Genomic DNA, 17,752 nt, shown 5'->3' on the forward strand with positions numbered 1-17,752 from the left:
CGGGAGGAACCATGACTGAAGCCGCCCGGGACCAGGGCGCCACCGCCTCTGCCTCCCACTCGCCCGCGGCCGGCACGCACGACGGCGCCGCTGCCGCCGCCGTGGGGACTGCCGCCCCACCCTCGGCAGCGGGCACCGCGGCACCCAGCCCGGCGCCGTCGTCCGATGCGCCCCGCTCCAAGCAGGCCAGGACAGCGCCGGTGTTCGGCTCCTCCGAGGTCCCCGCCGCGCGGGCCACCGAGGACCGCTTCTACATCCCCGCGACCGCGCCGAGCGTTGAGCCGGAGGGCGAGCATGGCCCGGACCGCTTCCTGGACCGCGAGCTGAGCTGGCTCGCATTCAACCAGCGGGTCCTCGAACTCGCCGAGGATCCCGACCTGTTCCTGCTCGAGCGGGTCAGCTTCCTCTCGATCTTCGCCTCCAATCTGGACGAGTTCTTCATGGTCCGCGTGGCGGGGCTCAAGCGCCGCATCGCCACGGGCCTCGCCGTCCCCTCCCCCGCCGGCCTGAGCCCGCACGAGGTGCTCGACCAGATCTCCGAGGCCGCCCACGTCCTCCAGGAGCGGCACATCCGCGTGTTCACGGAGCAGATCCGCCCCGCCCTCGAGGAGGCCGGTATCCGGCTCGTCTCGTGGGAGGACCTCGCCGAGGCCGAGCACGAGCAGCTGAGCACCATGTTCCGCGAACAGGTGTTCCCCATCCTGACCCCGCTCGCCGTGGACCCGGCCCACCCGTTCCCGTACATCTCGGGCCTGTCGCTGAACCTCGCGGTCATCGTGCGGAACCCCGTGAGCGAGAAGGAGCTGTTCGCGAGGCTCAAGGTCCCGGATCAGCTCCCCCGGCTCATCTCGGTGGACGGCCCGCGGGCCGGCAGCCGCCGCGGTGCCCGGTTCATCCCGCTCGAGGACCTCATCGCGGTCCACCTCGACCAGCTGTTCCCCGGGATGGAGGTGCTCGAGCACCACACGTTCCGGGTGACCCGCAACGAGGACCTCGAGGTCGAGGAGGACGACGCCGAGAACCTCCTGCAGGCGCTCGAGAAGGAGCTCCTGCGCCGGCGGTTCGGCCCGCCCGTGCGCCTCGAGGTCACCACGGACATCAGCCCGAACGTCCTGGCGCTGCTCGTTCGCGAGCTCGGGGTGGACCAGCCGGAGGTGTACTCGCTCCCTGCGCCGCTGGACCTGCGCGGGCTCTCCGTCATCGCCGGGGTGGACCGGCCGGAGCTGCACTACCCGAAGCAGCTCGCCCACACCTCGCGCTTCCTCAACGAGTCCGAGACGGCCAAGGCGGCGAACGTGTTCGCCGCGATGCGCCGCCGCGACATCCTCCTGCACCACCCATACGACTCGTTCTCGACGTCCGTCCAGGCCTTTCTCGAGCAGGCGGCCTCGGACCCGAAGGTCCAGGCGATCAAGCAGACCCTGTACCGCACCTCCGGCGATTCCCCGATCGTGGACGCGCTCATCGACGCAGCCGAGGCCGGCAAGCAGGTCCTCGCGCTCGTGGAGATCAAGGCCCGCTTCGACGAACAGGCCAACATCTCGTGGGCGCGCAAGCTCGAGCAGGCCGGCGTGCACGTCGTGTACGGGATCGTGGGCCTCAAGACGCACTGCAAGCTCTCGCTCGTGGTGCGCCAGGAGAATGACGGACTCCGCCGCTACTGCCACATCGGCACCGGAAACTACCACCCGCGCACCGCCCGCTACTACGAGGACCTCGGTCTCCTGACCTGCGACGAGCAAGTGGGCGACGACCTCTCCAAGCTCTTCAACCAGCTCTCCGGCTACGCGCCCAAGTCCACGTTCAAGCGCCTCCTCGTAGCGCCCCGCTCGGTCCGCTCGGGCCTGATCGACCGGATCGAGACCGAGATCCGCAACGCGCGGGCGGGCCTGCGGGCGCGCGTTGTCATCAAGGTGAACTCGATGGTGGACGAGGCGATCATCGACTCGCTCTACCGCGCCTCGCAGGCCGGAGTGCGGGTCGACGTGATCGTACGCGGCATCTGCGCGCTGCGTCCCGGCGTGCCGGGGCTCAGCGAGAACATCACGGTCCGCTCCATCCTGGGCCGGTTCCTCGAGCACTCCCGCGTGTTCGGCTTCGCCAACGGCGGCAACCCCGTGGTGTACATCGGCTCGGCGGACATGATGCACCGCAACCTGGACCGCCGCGTCGAGGCCCTCGTGCAGCTGCGCAACCGCGAGGACATCGCGGACCTCGTGTCCCTCCTCGACCGCTACATTGCCCCCTCCACGTCCTCATGGCACCTCGACGCCGAGGGCGACTGGACGCGGCACCACGTCGACGAGGACGGCCGGCCGCTCGAGGACATCCAGTCCTGGCTGCTCGCCTCCCGGACGCGCCAGCGCGCCGCGAGCCTGCGCTGATGGCGGACGCGCCCGTCGAGGACCAGGCGGAGCATCCCGGCGAGCAGATCGCCGTCCAGGCCGCAGGCGCCATCCCGTGGCGCGTGGCCGGCGACAGGCTCGAGGTGCTGCTCATCCACCGGCCGCGCTACGACGACTGGTCCTGGCCCAAGGGGAAGCTCGATCCCGGGGAGACGCTCCCCGAGTGCGCCGCGCGGGAGGTCCGCGAGGAGATCGGCATCGACGCGCGGCTCGGCATCCCCCTGCCCACCACCCACTACAGGGTGTCGGCCGGGCTCAAGGCGGTCCACTACTGGGCGATGCAGCTCGAGCGCTCTACCCCCGTGCGCCCCGACGGCGAGGAGGTGGACCAGTTCCACTGGTGCGGCCCCGAGGAGGCCGAGCTCCTGCTGAGCAACCAGACGGACGTCGTGCCCCTCGAGGCGCTTGTCGACGCCCACCGGAGGGACGCCCTCGCAACGAGGCCCCTGATCCTCCTGCGGCACGCCAAGGCCAAGCCGCGCAGCTCGTGGACCAAGGCGGAGGGGGACCGGACGCTGGCCGCGACCGGCGTCCGCCAGGCGGAGGCCGTGGGCCGGCTGCTGACAGTCTGGAAGCCCGTGCGGGTGGTCACGAGCCCCTGGCGGCGCTGCCTCGACACGGTGCTGCCGTATGTGCGCGCCTCCCGGGACAAGGTCAAGATCCGCCTCGTGGAGGACCTGACCGAGCACCGCGCGGCGAGGAAGCCGCGCAAGGCCGCGGCCGCCGTCGTGCGTCTGTTCGACAAGCGGCAGCCGGCCGTCCTGTGCACGCACCGCCCGGTCCTGCCGACCATCCTGGACGAGTTCCGCACGTTCCTGACACCCGAGCTCGCGGCCCAGCTGCCGGCCTCGGACCCGTACCTGACACCCGGGGAGCTCATCGTGTTCCACGTGCCCGTGGAGGGGCCGGAGCGGGCCGTGGCGATCGAGCAGGTCAAGCCCTATGACGACTGAGACACGGCTAAAATGGCGCGCCGATAGGGCGGGCGGTTTGCGACTAATCTAGTGGCATGCCCACCCTGACCCGCGTCACCACTCCCTACGAGGATCTGCTGCGCGACGTGCTCGAGAACGGCGCCCACAAGGGCGACCGCACCGGCACGGGCACCCGCAGCGTGTTCGGCCGCCAGATCCGGTTCGACCTGGCCGAGGGCTTCCCGCTGGTCACAACCAAGCGCGTGCACTTCAAGTCGATCGCGCTCGAGCTGCTGTGGTTCCTGCGGGGCGAGTCGAACGTGCGGTGGCTGCAGGAGCAGGGCGTCACCATCTGGGACGAGTGGGCGGACGACGCCGGCGAGCTCGGTCCCGTCTACGGTGTCCAGTGGCGCTCGTGGCCCACGCCGGACGGCGCGCACATCGACCAGATCGCGGCGGTGATGGAGTCGCTGCGCACCAGCCCCGATTCTCGTCGGCACATGGTCTCGGCATGGAACGTCGCCGAGATCTCGAAGATGGCGCTGCCCCCGTGCCACACGCTGTTCCAGTTCTACGTGGCGCCGGGCATCGAGGGATCACCGGCAAAGCTCTCATGCCAGCTCTACCAGCGCAGCGCAGACATGTTCCTCGGCGTGCCGTTCAACATCGCCTCCTACGCGCTCCTGACGCACATGGTGGCCCAGCAGCTCGGGCTCGCCGTGGGCGAGTTCGTGTGGACCGGCGGCGACTGCCACATCTACGACAACCACATCGAGCAGGTCCGCGAGCAGCTCTCGCGCGCGCCGTACCCCGCGCCGCAGCTCAAGATCGCCCGGACGCCGGAGAGCATCTTCGACTACCGGTACGAGGACTTCGAGGTGCTCGGCTACCAGCACCACCCGGCGATCAAGGGACGCGTAGCGGTATGACCAGCCGTGTGGGCACCGAGGACCGCGCGGCGGGGAGCAGCATCGGGCTCATCTGGGCGCAGACCCAGCAGGGCGGCGTGATCGGGCGGGCCGGATCCATGCCATGGCATGTGCCCGAGGACATGAAGCACTTCGCCGCGACCACCACCGGGCATCCCGTGGTCATGGGCCGGCGGACGTGGGACTCCATCCCGGAGCGCTTCCGGCCGTTCTCGGACCGGACGAACATCGTCATCACCCGCCAGCCGGGCTGGGAGGCGAGCGGCGCCGTCGTCGTGCACTCCCTCGGCGAGGCCCTCGAAGCGGCGGCCGCGGCCGAGGGCGGCGAGCGCGTGTGGGTGATCGGCGGCGGCGAGGTGTTCTCGGAGACGATGCCCCACGCGGACCTCGCGATGGTGACCATCCTGGACCTCGACGTGGACGGCGACACCTTCGCGCCGCAGCTCGGCGCGGACTGGCGGCTCGCGGCGGTGGAGCCGGACGACGGCGGGTGGCTCACCTCCCGCACGGGCGTCCCCTACCGCATCGTGGAGTTCCGTCGCACGCCCCGCGACGGGGCCGCATGACCGCCACGCCCGAGGTCCCCGAGCAGATCGGCCTGGGCTTCGCCGAGGTCCTTGCCCTCATCGCGTTCCACGGCGGCGAGGCGGCGCCCGAGACGGCCGAGCTGCTCGGTGTGGACCGGTACGCGGCCGTTCCCGAGATGGTTTCCTCCGGGGTGTCCTCCCTCGTGGCGCGGGGCTACGCACACGTCGACGCCCACGGGGAGCTGAGCGTGGAGGGGGCCGTCGCGGGCATTGCCACCGCGCTCGGCATCGCCGAGCGGCGCATGCTCCTGATCCTCGAGGCGCCCGAGTGGACCGATCGGATCGTGCTCCTCGAGGCTCCCGGCGTCTCGATCCTCGCCCGACCTAGGGCGTACGGTACCTGGTGGGTCCTCCCCCAGCCCGCTGATGTTCCCGGCGCGGAGGCCACGCTCGCCCTCGTCCGGGGCCACCTGCGTGAGCACCCGACGGGGCGCGTCCTCGTCGAGAGGCATGGGGAAGGGCAGGGTGTGGCCCTCAGCGTGCGCCGGACGGACGACGGCGCGTGGCTCCTCGCGCAGACAGGTGCCGGCAACGAGGAGCCCCCCGAATTCCCCGCCGACGACGACGCCCTGCTCGTCACGCTGCGCGCCGTGCGAGGCGATGATGTCCTGTGAGACGGACACAACAGGCGCCGGCCCGATGCCTTCCGTAGAATAGAGGGCATGACTTCTTCCGTTGGATTCGTCGGCTGGCGCGGGATGGTGGGCTCCGTCCTCATGGAGCGCATGCAGGACGAGGGCGATTTCGCCTCGATTGACCCGGTGTTCTTCTCGACGTCCAACGCGGGCGGCGCCGCCCCGGCGTTCGCCGAGGGTGCCGGCCCGCTTCAGGACGCGTACGACATCGACGCGCTGAAGAAGCTGCCGATCATCGTCACCGCGCAGGGCGGCGACTACACCAAGCAGGTCCACCCCCAGCTGCGCGCTGCCGGGTGGGACGGCCTCTGGATCGACGCGGCGTCGACCCTGCGCATGAACGACGACTCGATCATCGTGCTCGACCCCGTGAACCGCAGCGTCATCGATGAGGGGCTCGCCTCTGGCGTGAAGGACTTCATCGGCGGCAACTGCACCGTCTCGTGCATGCTCATGGGGCTCGGCGGCCTGTTCCGCAACAATCTCGTCGAGTGGGGCACGTCCATGACGTACCAGGCCGCCTCGGGCGGCGGCGCGCGCCACATGCGCGAGCTCCTCACCCAGTTCGGCACGCTCAACGGTGCCGTGGCCGCGGAGCTGTCGGACCCGGCGTCGGCCATCCTCGAGATCGACCGCAAGGTGCTCGCGGCCCAGCGTGGCGGCGTCGACGCGACGCAGTTCGGCGTGCCGCTCGCGGGTTCGCTCATCCCGTGGATCGACGCGGACCTCGGCAACGGCCAGTCCAAGGAGGAGTGGAAGGCCGGCGTCGAGACCAACAAGATCCTCGGCACCGCCGCGGGCACGACGATTCAGCCGGTGATCATGGACGGGCTCTGCGTGCGCATCGGCGCCATGCGCTCCCACTCGCAGGCGCTCACGCTCAAGCTGCGCGAGGACCTCTCCGTGGCCGAGATCGAGAGGCTCATCGACGAGGACAACGAGTGGGCGCACGTGGTGCCCAACGAGAAGCAGGCCTCGATGGACCAGCTGACCCCGGTCGCGGCGTCCGGCACCCTCGACATCCCCGTGGGCCGCATCCGCAAGCTCGAGATGGGGCCGGAGTACATCTCCGCCTTCACCGTGGGCGACCAGCTTCTGTGGGGCGCCGCCGAGCCGCTGCGCCGCATGCTCAAGATCGCCGTCGGGACGCTCTGAGGCGGGTTCCCGTTCGCGCGAGCCCATCCGCGGGCTCGCATCTGCTGCCTTGGGTCGGATCTGCTGGGTGAATCCACTCAGGAGAAGCGGACCAGGGCAGCACGTGTGTGGGGTGATGACAAACACCGTCAGGCCGAGCGACGTGCCGCACGCGCGATAGCGGACGCGATGCGCCGCCGAACCTCGTCGGGGCGGTCCAGGTCCGGCCACCGAAGCCTCACGAAGATCCAGCCCTCTTCCATGAGAAGGGTCTCCCGTCGGCGCTCGGCAAGCAGCACCTCAGCCGTCGGGGCATAATCCAGGTACTTCCCCTCGCCGTCGAACTCGATGATGATCTTCAGCTCCGGCCACGCGAAGTCGGCCCTATACGGGCCTTCGGCGGTCGGTATCCAGAGCTGGACCACTGGCTTCTCGAACCCCAGCCGCGCCAGCAGGATCCGCGTCCTCGACTCCCCCGGCGACTCCGTGAGAGGCTCGAGCGCCGCCACTGCCGAGGCTGCGCGCCGACGGCCCCTCGGGGACCCCGCGTCGAGGACATCCCGTACTGACCGGACGTTGACGAGGCCTTGATGTGTTGCGCTGTCACCTATGACCACGGCTTGCTCGTAGGGCAGGAAGCGGAGGCAGTCGGCGAGCGTCCGGACAGCCGAAGTCACCCTGACCTGCGTTCCGCGCCATTCGATCGTCACGGTGTCCGCATCCGTGAGCGAGAGCTGATGGGTCAAGGTGTCCGTCGATCGGCTTGACTGAGCTCCTGCATTCTGCGTCGCGACATGGACAGCGGGCCCGACAGCCCAGACCGACATCCCGTGGAGGATCGCGGCACTGCTGAGACAGTAGACGGGAGTGCCACGCGCGCTGCGCACATGCGCTTCGATCCGGGCCGCGTCGCGCTCCCACGGCCTGAGCGAGGACCACCGGTGCGCTGGCATGTACGCACCCTGACGGAGGCGGACGACAACACCGAGCCTGACCCCGTGGGCAAGGAGCCGATCCGAGATGCCGGCCTCGCGCAGTGCAGCCGTCGTGGCGATCTCGTGCTGGGGCCACTTGCTGCGAAGGAGCGAGTCAGCAGTCTTCCTGTCCATGCTGACGATCCTTGCCGCCTGCCTGCGGTGCCGCAAACGACCTCCGGCCCCCTGTGGATAACTGGCCGCGACCACCTCATCCGGATGTGCTCCCCCTCGCCCCTGAGGGCTGCCACATGTGCTGCCGCCGCCCGCTTCTCCTGTGTGAATTGACGCAGGAGAAGCGGCTCGGGGCAGCAGATGGGAGGGGCCATCCACGTCGGCGACCGCGGCACGGCGGGTCCTCAGCCAGTCCAGTAGGCCTCGATGCGCGCCAGGGCCTTCACCATACCCGCCGACGCCGCCGGCCCGAGGTCCTCGAACAGCTCCGGCACCACTCGCGGCGCCGCGGGTGCGCCGCCCTTGGTCCACGTGCCGACGGCCCGCCCACCCACGGTCACCATGGCCTTGAACACCCCATTCAGCCCCGGGATGATGCGCTGGAGGTGCACGTCGGGGACCGCGACCGACCGGTCCGGATACCCGATGGCCAGCTCGTCGAACGCCGGCACCGCCACGACGGCACGGGCCCCGGCTCGCCCGCCCGCGAGCGCGGCGACCTCGGGTGCGCACCACAGCGCCCGCCCGTCCCACTCGACGGAGGGTACCAACCGGGCAGCCGCTGCGAACGGCCCGCGCACCCGCCCGATCGGCTGACCGAGCCACCACGCAAAGTCGCGCTCGTCCACCGGCCCGTGGGAGGCGATGTACCTGCCGGCGAGGTGCTCGAGCGCGTCGTCGCCGCTCAGGCCTGCACCGGCGGGCAGCCACTCTTCGGCGAGCCGGAACTCCTGCTGCCGCCCGCGGAGCGGCCCCTGCACGAGGACGAGGCGGTGGCTCAGGATCGAGATGAGGTGGATCCCGCGCTGGGCGGCCGAAGGCTGCCCCGCCGCCTCAAATGCCTCGAACAGCTCGGCACGGGTCATCCCCGCGCCGGCGAGCCGGTCCTCCACGACCTTGCGCACCACCGCGACGTCCTCCTGTGCGATCCCGAGGTCGCGGTGCCGCGCCGAGGCCGTCCGCATCACGCGGTCCGACGCGAGGCCCACGAACGTCCGCACGTCCGCAGCAGCGACGGTGAAGAGCGTCCCGCGCATGGTCCACGTGCGCACGACGGCGCCGCTCGCCAGCGCGGCCGCGACCCGGGACGCCGTGCCCGCCTCAGTCCGCAGGCCGACGGCGAGCAGTCCGGACTGGAGGTCCTGGCTCTGCAGGGCCGTCATCCGGCGGACGGCCGCCGCGGGATTTGCCGCGGGCCCGAGCGCCGGCCCTACTGAGGCGGCTGGGAGCAGGGCCTGCGCCGCGAGCCTGAGGCGGGCGAGCGCCGTCGTGCGTACGGGCACCGCGGAAGGTTCCATGCCCCCATCATCGCGCGGGATGCGGACGGATCCGGTCCGCACACGTCCGCAGATTCTGGGAGTCACGTTCTGGGGGCCACATCACGTGCCCCCCAGAAGATGACACCCAGAAGATGCCACTCAGAAGGCGACCCCCAGACGGGGGGCGGGCCAGCGCTCGAGGAGGAGCGCGTCGCCCTGGCCGCCTCCGCCGCACAGCGCCACGGCGGCCCTGCCGGAGCCCCGGCGCAGCAGCTCGTGCACAGCCGTGACGACCACGCGCGCGCCCGAGGACCCGATCGGGTGGCCGATCGCGATCGCCCCGCCGTTGACGTTGACGCGCTCCATCGGCACGCCCAGCAGGTCCGCGGAGTGCGCCGCCACGGTCGCGAACGCCTCGTTGACCTCGACGAAGTCGAGCTCCCCGGCGGACCAGCCCTCGCGCGCAAGCGCCGCGGCGATGGCCTTCGCGGGCTTGTCCGGCAGCGTCGTATCCGGCCCGGCGATCTGCCCGTGGGCGCGCACGACGGCGAGCACCTCCAGCCCGCGACGCTCGGCTTCCGCTCGGGTCGTCAGCACCACGGCGGAGGCCCCGTCGGAGATGGGCGAGGCGTTGCCGGCGGTGACGGTGCCGTCCGCGGAGAAGGCCGGGCGGAGCCGGGCGAGGGTCTCGGGCGTGGAGTCGGGGCGGATGCCCTCGTCCTCGGTGACCTCGAGCACGGCGCCCTTGCGCTGAGGGACCTTCACCGGCACGATCTCGGAGGCCCACACCCCGGCCGCAAGTGCGGCGCCAGCGCGGACGTGCGAGGCCGCGGCGACGGCGTCGGCGGCCTCGCGGGTGAGCCCGAGGGCGGCATTGGCCTTGTCTGTCGCCAGGCCCATGGCCTCGTGGTCGAATGCGTCGGTGAGGCCGTCGTGTGCGGTGGAGTCGACGAGCTCCATCGACCCGTACGCGGACCCTGCGCGCGTCCCGGCGAGCAGCCGCGGCGCCTGGCTCATGGACTCCTGGCCGCCGGCCACCACCACGGACGCTTCCCCGAGGCGCAGCATCCGCGCGGCCTCGATGACCGCGGAGAGGCCCGAGAGGCAGACCTTGTTGACGGTGATCGCCGGCGCGGTGAGCGGGATCCCGGCCGCGACGGCGGACTGGCGTGCCGGGTTCTGGCCGGCGCCCCCCTGCAGGACGTGGCCCATGATCACGGCGTCGACGTCCTCGGCCGCCACACCGGCGCGGCCGAGCGCACCGGAGATCGCGGTCCCGCCGAGCTCGACGGCGGTCAGCGACGCAAGCTGGCCGAGGAGCCTGCCCTGCGGCGTGCGGGCGGCGCCGATGATGACGACGTCCTGAGGGGACGCGATGTCCTGAGGGGCTGCGCTGGGGCGGGAGGGCTGGGTCTCCGGGTTGCTCACTGTGCTCCTTCCGCCGCGATCGCCGCGAGGGCGCGCAGCTCGTGCTTGAGGGTCTTGCCCGTGGAGGTCTTGGGCAGCTGGTCGGTGAAGTGGATCTCGCGCGGGACCTTGAACCCGGCGAGGAGCCCGCGGACGTGCGCGGACAGGACCTCGGCGGTGAGCTCCGAGGCCCCGCCCCGGACCACGAAGGCCACGGGCCGCTCGCCCCAGCGCTCGTCCGGCATGCCGATCACGGCGACATCGAGCACGTCCGGGTGGGAGACGATGGCCTGCTCCACCTCGATCGTCGAGATGTTCTCGCCGCCGGAGATGACGATGTCCTTGGCCCGGTCCTTGAGTTGGATGTACCCGTCCGGGTGCATGACGCCGAGGTCGCCGGTGTGGAACCAGCCTCCGGCGAAAGCGCGCTCGGTCGCCTCGGGGTCCTTGTAGTAGCCGAGCATGACGTTGTTGCCGCGCAGCACGATCTCGCCGATCGTCCCTCCGTCGGCCGGGACGTCCCGCAGCTCGGCGCCCGTGCCGACCTCCACGACCCGCGCCGTCTCGGCCTGGACCATCCCCACGCCCTGGCGCGAAAGCTTCGCGGCCCGCTCGTCCGGGGAGAGCGAGTCCCATGCGGTCTGGTACTCGCACACCGTGTACGGCCCGTACACCTCCGTGAGCCCGTACACGTGCACCACGGTCGCGCCGAGGTCGCCGAGGCGGCGGATGATCGTCGGCGACGGCGGCGCTCCCGCCGTCGTGATCTTCAGCGAAACCGAGCCCGCCGCGCCGAGCTCGTGCGCCCGCTCGGCGTCGGCGATGATCGAGCACACGGTGGGCGCCCCGCAGAGGTGGGTCACGCCGCCGTCGAGCGCGTCCCAGACCGCGTCGGCGCGGACCGCGCGCAGGCACACGTGCGTGCCGGCGGCCGCGGTGACTGCCCACGGCGTGCACCAGCCGTTGCAGTGGAACATCGGAAGGGTCCACAGGTAGCGGGTGGAGCCGTCGAAGCCCTGGTGGTGCGCCTCGCCCAGCGCGTTGAGGTACGCGCCGCGGTGCGAGTACAGCACGCCCTTGGGCTTGCCCGTCGTGCCGGAGGTGTAGTTGAGGGTGATCGGCGTCTGCTCGTCGTCGACGCCCCACGGCAGGTCCGGCCCGTCCGGCGCGCCCGCGAGGAGGTCGGCGTAGAGCTCGCGGCCCTCCCCCTCGCCGCTGGAGCGCACGACGGCGGCGGCCGCCTCGTGCGCGCCCGGAACCTCCCCATCGGGCACCACGACGACTGGCACCCCGGCGGCCGGGCCGCCCAGGCGCGCGACGCCGTCGACCGTCTCGAGCAGTTCCGTGTCCGCGAACAGGAGCGCGGCCTCGGAGTGCTCGAGGATGTACGCGACCTCGTGCGCCGCGAGGCGCGTGTTGAGCGCCACGAGGACCCCGCCGGCGAGGGGCACAGCGAAGTGGGCGATGAGCAGCTCGGGCACGTTGGGGGCGAGGAACGCGACCCGGTCGCCGGGGGCGATGCGGGCGGCGAGGGCCTTGGCGAGCCGCTGGGCCGCGGCGCCGAACTCGGCGTACGTGTAGCGGCGGGCGCCGTGCTCGATGGCGACGCGGTCCGGGAAGACGGCGGCGGAGCGCTCGAGGAAGCGCAGTGGGCTCAGAGCGGAGTAGTTGGCCCGTGGCGTGTTGTTGGCGGCGTGCACGCGGGCCCCTACGCGAACGCGCCGACGCCGGTGACGTCGCGCCCGATCAGGAGGGCCTGGACGCTCTCGGTGCCCTCGTACGTGTGGATCGACTCGATGTCCATCATGTGGCGGACCACGTGGTTCTCCAGCAGGATGCCGTTGCCGCCGAGCAGGTCCCGGGCCGTGGAGGCGATGAGCCGGGCCTTGCGGGTGTTGTGGTACTTGGCCATGGACGCCTGCGTGGGGCGCATCTCGCCGCGCGCGTCGAGGGCGGCGAGGTGGACGCAGTGCAGCTGCATGCTCGTGAGCTCGGCGAGCATCTGGGACAGGCGGTCCTGGACGAGCTGGAACGTGGCCAGCGGCCTGCCGAACTGGACGCGCTGGTTGGCGTAGTTCACGGCGGCCTCGTAGCACGCCGTGGCGTGGCCGAGCGCGGACCAGGCAACGCCGAGGCGGGTCGCGACGAGCACCTTCGAGGTGTCCTTGAACGTCTTGGTGCCCGGGAGCACGTTCTCGGCGGGGATCCGCGCGTCGGTGAGGCGGATGCGGGCCTGGTGGATGGCACGGAGCGAGCCCTTGCCGGTGATGACCTCGGCGTCGTAGCCCTCGGTGTCCTGCTCGATGAGGAAGCCGCGGACGTTGCCCTCGTCGTCGCGCGCCCACACGACCGTCACGCCGCCCGAGGCGCCGTTGCCGATCCACTTCTTCTCGCCGTTGAGGACCCAGTGGTCGCCCTCGCGGTGGGCGGTGGTCTCGAGGCTCACGGAGTCGGAGCCGTGGTCCGGCTCGGTGAGGGCGAACGAGCCGAGCTCCTCGCCGCGGGCCAGCGGGCCGAGCCAGCGCTCCTTCTGCGCCTCGGAGCCGTGGAAGGCGATCGAGCGGAGCGCGAGGCCGCCCTGGACCGCGACGATCGTGCCGAGGGACCCGTCCCCGCGGGAGATCTCCATGTTCACGAGGCCCGCCGCGAGGGGGCTCATGGGCTCGAGGCCGGGGACCTCGATCCCGTCCGCGAGGAGGTTGAGCTCGCCCATGCGCTTGGCGAGGTGGAGCGGGTACTCGGCGCGGTCCCAGTACTCGTTCATCTGCGGCAGGGCCTCGTCGATGAACGCGCGGGCGCGCCCCCAGTGGGCGCGGTCCTGGTCAGTGATGCTGCCGGACGCGGAGAACACCGCGTAGTAGTCGGTGTCGAGGGCTTCGGAGACGTCGTAGTCGGGCACGGGATTCCTTTCAGCGGGCCAGGAGCGGGGTGAGCCCGCCGGCAGGGTAGTTGGCGCCGAGCACCATGCAGCGGTCGATGTCCTCCTCCGAGGCGACGACGCCCTCCGCGAGCATGATCTCGACCTCCTCGGCGAGGGCCACGCGGACGCGCTCGAGGACCCTGGCGGGGTCGACGGGCCCGGTCCCGGGCCCCTGCGCCAGGAGGGCGGCCGCCTCGGGTGAGAGGCCGCCGTCGTCCGCGAGGAGCCGGCGCACGCCGGATTCCGCGGCGGCGGCGAGCCACGGCGAGAGCGGGAACCGCTCGGGGAAGGCGCGGTGCATCGTGGCACAGATGTGCTGCTGGACGGCGGTGCCGATGTAGTCGATGAGTGTCAGCGGCGTCATCGGCAGGTTCCAGGGTGCGAGGGCCCGGTCGACGGCGAGCGGGTCACCGCCCGCGGCGGCGGTCGCCTCGGTCTCGGCGAGGACCTCCGCGAAGAGGCGCGTGAGGAGGCGGTTGACCACGAAGCCGGGCGCGTCCGCGACCGGGACCGCCGTCTTGCCGAGCGCGGCGGCGAGGTCCGCGGCGGCGGCCATCGCTGCGTCCGAGGCGACCGGGGTTCGCACGAGCTCGAGGAGCGGCAGGACCGCGACCGGGTTGAAGAAGTGGAAGCCGACCACGCGCTCGGGGTGCTTCAGGGCCTCGGCCATCGCCTCGACCGAGAGGGAGGACGTGTTGGTCAGCAGGAGCGCGTCCGGGCCAATCGCGGCCTCGGCGGCGGCGAACACCTGGCGCTTGACCGACAGCTCTTCGAACACGGCCTCGATCACGGCGTCGCAGCCGGCGAAGTCCGCGGGGTCCGTCGTGCCGGTGATGAGCGCGGCGATCTCCTCTGCCTCGCCGGCCTGGAGGCGGCCCTTGGACTCGGCCCGCCCGAGGCGGGACCGGATGCCGGCGAGCGCGGCGTCGACCCGCTCGGCGGAGAGGTCGCTCATCGTCACGGGGACGCGGAGCTGCTGTGCGAAGAGCGTGGCGAGCTGGCTGGCCATGAGGCCTGCGCCGATCACGCCCACGGCGGTCACGGGGCTCTGGGCGGACGACGGCGCGGGGCTGGCTGCCGCTGTCGGGGCGGCCGAGATGAGGTGGGGCACACCCCCATGAAATCGTGAAACTCAGTCTCAGGTCAAGTGAAACGCCGTATCACTTCTGGGCTGGGCGGCGTCCGAGGGCCTCCCTGACCTTCCGGGCGATGTCCTCCGGGGCCGCGGACCGCGGGAAGACGGCCACGACGATGTCGTCGGGGCGAGGTGCCTCGTCAGCACCCCCACTCTGGGTGAGCCTGCCGCGCGCGGCGGCAGGGCCGGCGTCGTGCGCGCCTGCGCCTCCGTCCTCGCCGGCGCTCTCCACCGGGGCCACGCCGAAGAGCCGGCGGACGGTGTCCAGCTCGGCGGTGAGGCGTCGGGCGTCGAAGCCGGGCTCGCCGCGCATGAGACCTCGGAGGCAGTAGTTCTGGGTCGAGACGACCGTGGCGGCGAAACGCACGGCGTCGAGCGGGTCGAGGCCGGGAAGCGCCGCGAGCAGGTAGCCGCGGAACAGCCTCTCGTAGCGGAAGGTCGTCACGAGTTCCTTGTCGCGCAGGCCGGGCTCGCGCCGCACGACCTCATAGCGCAGGTGTGCCAGATCCCCGAGTGCGGCGAAGTGCGCGAAGACGAGCTCCGCGGCCCGGCACACCGCCTCCCACGGGTCCGGGTGCGGCTCGGCGAGGAAGGCGCCGGCCTGTTCGAGGAGCGTGTCGTGGTCGGCGAAGACCACGTCCTCCTTCGAGCGGAACTGGCGGAAGAAGGTGCTCCGGGAGAGTCCGGCGGCCGCCGCGATCTGGTCGGCGCTCGTGGCCTCGTATCCGTGCTCGGCGTAGAGCCGCACGGCCACGGCAGCGACGTCGAGACGGCGCCGGGCCGGATCGGGAACCCTGCGGTCGCTCATGGCTGCTCCCTCCGCACTGTGCGCGCTCACAGCTCGAGCCCGATGAGCAGCGGCTCGTTGTGCAGCTCGATCCCGAAGCGGGCGCGGACGCCGTCGCGCACTTCGCGGGCGAGCGCCAGGAGGTCCTTGGCCGTCGCCTCGCCGCGGTTGGTCAGAGCGAGCGTGTGCTTCGTGGACAGGGACGCCCGGCCGCCCGAGACGCTGTCCGGCGCGAGGCCGTGGCCCTTCGGGAAGCCCGCGTGGTCGATGAGCCACGCGGCGGACGTCTTGACGAGCCCCTCGCCAGCCGGGTAGCGCGGGGCGCCCTCCGGGAGCGCCGCGGCCTCTGCCTCGGTCAGCACCGGATTCGTGAAGAACGAGCCGGTCGAATACGTGTCCCGGTCGGCCGGGTCGAGGACCATGCCCTTGGACGCGCGCAGCCGCAGGACCTCGCGGCGCACGTCCGTCGCGTAGGCGCGCTGGCCCTGCTCGACTCCGAGCGCGCGGGCGAGCTCCGCGTACCGGACCGGCGCGCCCATGCGGCCCAGCGCGAGCTGGAATTCGACGGTCAGCACCACGTAGCGCGGCGAGCCGTTCACGGTGGTCCGCTTGAGGATCGAGTCGCGGTAGCCGAACTTCAGCTCGGAGGGGACGAAGGTGCGGACCGCGCCCGCCTCCCGGTCCCACGTGCGGACCTGCCAGACGGTCTGCGAGACGTCCTGCCCGTACGCGCCGACGTTCTGCACGGGCGTGGCGCCTGCCGAGCCGGGGATGCCCGAGAGGGCCTCGACTCCACTGAACGCGTGGTGCACGGCGTGCTCGACGAACGCGTCCCACGGGTGTCCCGCCTGGACCTGGACGGAGACGCCCCCGCACGAGTCGGCCGAGTTGACGGCGAGCCCCTCGGAGGCGATCTTCAGCACCGTGCCGGGGTAGCCATCGTCGGACACGACGAGGTTCGAGCCGCCCGCGATGATCAGCAGCGGCTCGCCGGCGGCGTCCGCCGTGCGGACGGCATCGATGATCTCGGCCTCGGTGCGCGCCTCCTCGAAGCGCGCCGCCGGGCCGCCCACGGCGGAGGTGGTCAGGGAGGACAGGAGGGTCTGGCTCACCCGTCAAGCTTAGGCGGTGACGGGGGCGACGGTCCGCCGCGCAGCCTGGCCGGCCAGGGCCACGGAGATCACGACAAACAGCAGCACAGTCAGGAGCGAGTACCGCACGCCCGTGAACTCGGCGACGAACCCGAGCAGCGGCGGCCCGCAGAGGAACGCGCCGTAGCCGATCGTCGAGACGACCGAGACGCGGGCCGCGGCGTGGACGGGGTCGTCCGCGGCGGCGGACATGCCGACGGGGAAGCCGAGCGATGCGCCCAGCCCCCACACCACGAGGCCCGCGAACGCGAGCCACAGCGCGGGCGCGAGCACGAACAGCGCGAGCCCCACGAGCGCGAGGATGCCGCACACGCGCAGGGCCGTGACCCGGCCGTGCCGGTTCAGGACGGGGGTGCCGAGGAACCGGCCGGCGGCCATCGCGCAGACGAACACGCTGTACCCGGCCGCGCCGGCGGCCTGGGAGACCCCGTACCCGTCCGCGAGCGCGAGCGCCACCCAGTCCCCCGCCGCACCCTCCGCGAGCGCGAGGCCCAGGACCATGACACCGAGCAGGACCGTGCGGCGGTCCCTCCACGCCGCCGCGACCTGGGCGCGGCCGCCCGGGGAGTCCGCCGCCGCAGGGGCCGCGGCCTCTGCCGCTGCCGACTCCCCTTCCGCGGCGGCGAGCACGGACGACGGCGCGCGCTGCCCGGCGGCGACCGGGCCGCCGTCGTGCGTCCGCGCCCCACCGGCGGCAGCGCCTGCCTCGCGCTCGCGGCGCGCGACGTCGGCCCGGAGGAACGTCCCGGCCGTGACCACGGCGCCGGCCACGACCACGCCGGCGATCCCGAGGTGCCACGCGAGCGGTACCCCAACGGCGGCGGCCCACGCGCCCAGGATGGCACCGGCCACGGTGCCGAGGCTGAACGAGCCGTGCAGCCGGGGCATGATGAAGCGCTTCAGGGCTCGCTCCACCGCGGCGCCCTCGACGTTCGAGGCTGTGTTCCAGCTCGCCGTCCCGAGACCGATCACGGCGAAGCCCACGGCGGCGGCCACGGTTGACTGGAACACGCTCGCTCCGAGGCCGAGCAGCACCAGCCCGGCCCCCACGAGGACCGATCCGGCCTGGATGGTCCGGGCGGAGCCCAGCCGGATCACGATGAGCCCAGACGCCGAGACGGACGCGAACGAGGCCAGCGTCATGCACAGCAGGAGCAGGCCGACGCCGGCGGGCGTGAGGTCAAGGTCGGTCCTCAGCGCGGGGACGCGTGAGACCCAGCTCGAGAACGCGAGCCCGCTCGCCGCGTACGCGGCCACGACAGCAAGGTGCCACCGCCGGACGTCCACCGGGACGGCCGGCGCGGAGGCTGCCGGCGCGGGGGCGCGGGTCATTCCGGTCGG

The 17,752-nt window shown here is 72.2% G+C and carries 15 protein-coding genes; 6 read left to right on the forward strand and 9 right to left on the reverse strand.

Translation table 11 applies throughout. The annotated features are described in order from the left end of the window. The first annotated feature begins 11 nt into the window (after nt 1–11). From SCMU_RS15110 to asd, 6 genes are read left to right on the forward strand one after another with little or no spacing between them, the layout of a single operon-like run. Complete coding sequence (locus tag SCMU_RS15110) at nt 12–2,384, forward strand: RNA degradosome polyphosphate kinase (protein WP_229229932.1); 2,373 nt, start codon at nt 12–14, stop codon at nt 2,382–2,384. Further along, nucleotides 2,381–3,358 carry an NUDIX hydrolase gene (locus SCMU_RS15115; RefSeq protein WP_443020333.1) on the forward strand — a complete coding sequence of 326 codons (978 nt, stop codon included), beginning with the start codon at nt 2,381–2,383 and terminating at the stop codon, nt 3,356–3,358. The genes SCMU_RS15110 and SCMU_RS15115 overlap by 4 nt, the downstream gene beginning before the upstream one ends. Before the next feature lie 56 nt (nt 3,359–3,414). Continuing rightward, nucleotides 3,415–4,248: a thymidylate synthase gene (locus SCMU_RS15120; protein WP_229229934.1), complete on the forward strand. Its 834-nt coding sequence runs from the start codon at nt 3,415–3,417 to the stop codon at nt 4,246–4,248. Beyond that, the gene (locus SCMU_RS15125; protein ID WP_229229935.1) at nt 4,245–4,814 is read left to right on the forward strand and encodes a dihydrofolate reductase; all 570 of its coding nucleotides are present in this window, start codon (nt 4,245–4,247) and stop codon (nt 4,812–4,814) included. Before SCMU_RS15120 ends, SCMU_RS15125 begins: the two co-directional genes overlap by 4 nt. Beyond that, nucleotides 4,811–5,449, forward strand: coding sequence for a hypothetical protein (locus SCMU_RS15130; protein ID WP_229229936.1), 639 nt, complete (start codon nt 4,811–4,813; stop codon nt 5,447–5,449). The genes SCMU_RS15125 and SCMU_RS15130 overlap by 4 nt, the downstream gene beginning before the upstream one ends. Nucleotides 5,450–5,497: 48 nt before the next feature. Beyond that, complete coding sequence (asd, locus tag SCMU_RS15135) at nt 5,498–6,625, forward strand: aspartate-semialdehyde dehydrogenase (RefSeq protein ID WP_229229937.1); 1,128 nt, start codon at nt 5,498–5,500, stop codon at nt 6,623–6,625. Nucleotides 6,626–6,753: 128 nt separating this feature from the next. On the opposite strand, the gene SCMU_RS15140 is transcribed toward asd, so the two are convergent. From SCMU_RS15140 to SCMU_RS15180, 9 genes are all read right to left on the reverse strand, one after another. Beyond that, on the reverse strand, nt 6,754–7,713 hold the full coding sequence (locus tag SCMU_RS15140; protein WP_229229938.1) for a type IV toxin-antitoxin system AbiEi family antitoxin domain-containing protein: 960 nt from the start codon (nt 7,711–7,713) through the stop codon (nt 6,754–6,756). Nucleotides 7,714–7,937: 224 nt separating this feature from the next. Beyond that, nucleotides 7,938–9,050 (reverse strand): winged helix DNA-binding domain-containing protein, encoded by a 1,113-nt coding sequence (locus tag SCMU_RS15145; protein ID WP_229229939.1) that lies wholly within the window; start codon nt 9,048–9,050, stop codon nt 7,938–7,940. A gap of 120 nt (nt 9,051–9,170) precedes the next feature. Then, entirely contained in the window at nt 9,171–10,388 is a 1,218-nt protein-coding gene (locus SCMU_RS15150; protein ID WP_443020334.1) for an acetyl-CoA C-acetyltransferase, read from the reverse strand. 47 nt (nt 10,389–10,435) lie between these two features. After that, nucleotides 10,436–12,118 carry an AMP-binding protein gene (locus SCMU_RS15155; protein ID WP_229229941.1) on the reverse strand — a complete coding sequence of 561 codons (1,683 nt, stop codon included), beginning with the start codon at nt 12,116–12,118 and terminating at the stop codon, nt 10,436–10,438. An 8-nt stretch (nt 12,119–12,126) separates the two neighbouring features. Next, nucleotides 12,127–13,317, reverse strand: a complete 1,191-nt coding sequence (locus SCMU_RS15160) for an acyl-CoA dehydrogenase family protein (RefSeq protein ID WP_229229942.1) — start codon at nt 13,315–13,317, stop codon at nt 12,127–12,129. Between the two features lie 10 nt (nt 13,318–13,327). Then, nucleotides 13,328–14,449: a 3-hydroxyacyl-CoA dehydrogenase family protein gene (locus SCMU_RS15165; RefSeq protein WP_229229943.1), complete on the reverse strand. Its 1,122-nt coding sequence runs from the start codon at nt 14,447–14,449 to the stop codon at nt 13,328–13,330. Nucleotides 14,450–14,498: 49 nt separating this feature from the next. Then, entirely contained in the window at nt 14,499–15,281 is a 783-nt protein-coding gene (locus SCMU_RS15170) for a TetR/AcrR family transcriptional regulator (protein ID WP_229229944.1), read from the reverse strand. Nucleotides 15,282–15,307: 26 nt separating this feature from the next. Further along, nucleotides 15,308–16,372 carry a UDP-N-acetylmuramate dehydrogenase gene (locus SCMU_RS15175; protein WP_229229945.1) on the reverse strand — a complete coding sequence of 355 codons (1,065 nt, stop codon included), beginning with the start codon at nt 16,370–16,372 and terminating at the stop codon, nt 15,308–15,310. Between the two features lie 9 nt (nt 16,373–16,381). Further along, entirely contained in the window at nt 16,382–17,743 is a 1,362-nt protein-coding gene (locus tag SCMU_RS15180; RefSeq protein WP_229229946.1) for an MFS transporter, read from the reverse strand. Nucleotides 17,744–17,752 lie beyond the last annotated feature (9 nt).

The organism is Sinomonas cyclohexanicum (genome assembly GCF_020886775.1).
In the GTDB taxonomy this organism is placed as follows: Bacteria; Actinomycetota; Actinomycetes; order Actinomycetales; family Micrococcaceae; genus Sinomonas; species Sinomonas cyclohexanicum.

Coding starts and splice junctions, on each gene's coding strand:
- SCMU_RS15110 (WP_229229932.1), top strand. CDS start 12: ATGACTGAAGCCGCCCGGGACCAGGGCGCCACCGCCTCTGCCTCCCAC.
- SCMU_RS15120 (WP_229229934.1), top strand. CDS start 3,415: ATGCCCACCCTGACCCGCGTCACCACTCCCTACGAGGATCTGCTGCGC.
- SCMU_RS15125 (WP_229229935.1), top strand. CDS start 4,245: ATGACCAGCCGTGTGGGCACCGAGGACCGCGCGGCGGGGAGCAGCATC.
- SCMU_RS15130 (WP_229229936.1), top strand. CDS start 4,811: ATGACCGCCACGCCCGAGGTCCCCGAGCAGATCGGCCTGGGCTTCGCC.
- asd (WP_229229937.1), top strand. CDS start 5,498: ATGACTTCTTCCGTTGGATTCGTCGGCTGGCGCGGGATGGTGGGCTCC.
- SCMU_RS15140 (WP_229229938.1), bottom strand. CDS start 7,713: ATGGACAGGAAGACTGCTGACTCGCTCCTTCGCAGCAAGTGGCCCCAG.
- SCMU_RS15145 (WP_229229939.1), bottom strand. CDS start 9,050: ATGGAACCTTCCGCGGTGCCCGTACGCACGACGGCGCTCGCCCGCCTC.
- SCMU_RS15170 (WP_229229944.1), bottom strand. CDS start 15,281: ATGAGCGACCGCAGGGTTCCCGATCCGGCCCGGCGCCGTCTCGACGTC.
- SCMU_RS15180 (WP_229229946.1), bottom strand. CDS start 17,743: ATGACCCGCGCCCCCGCGCCGGCAGCCTCCGCGCCGGCCGTCCCGGTG.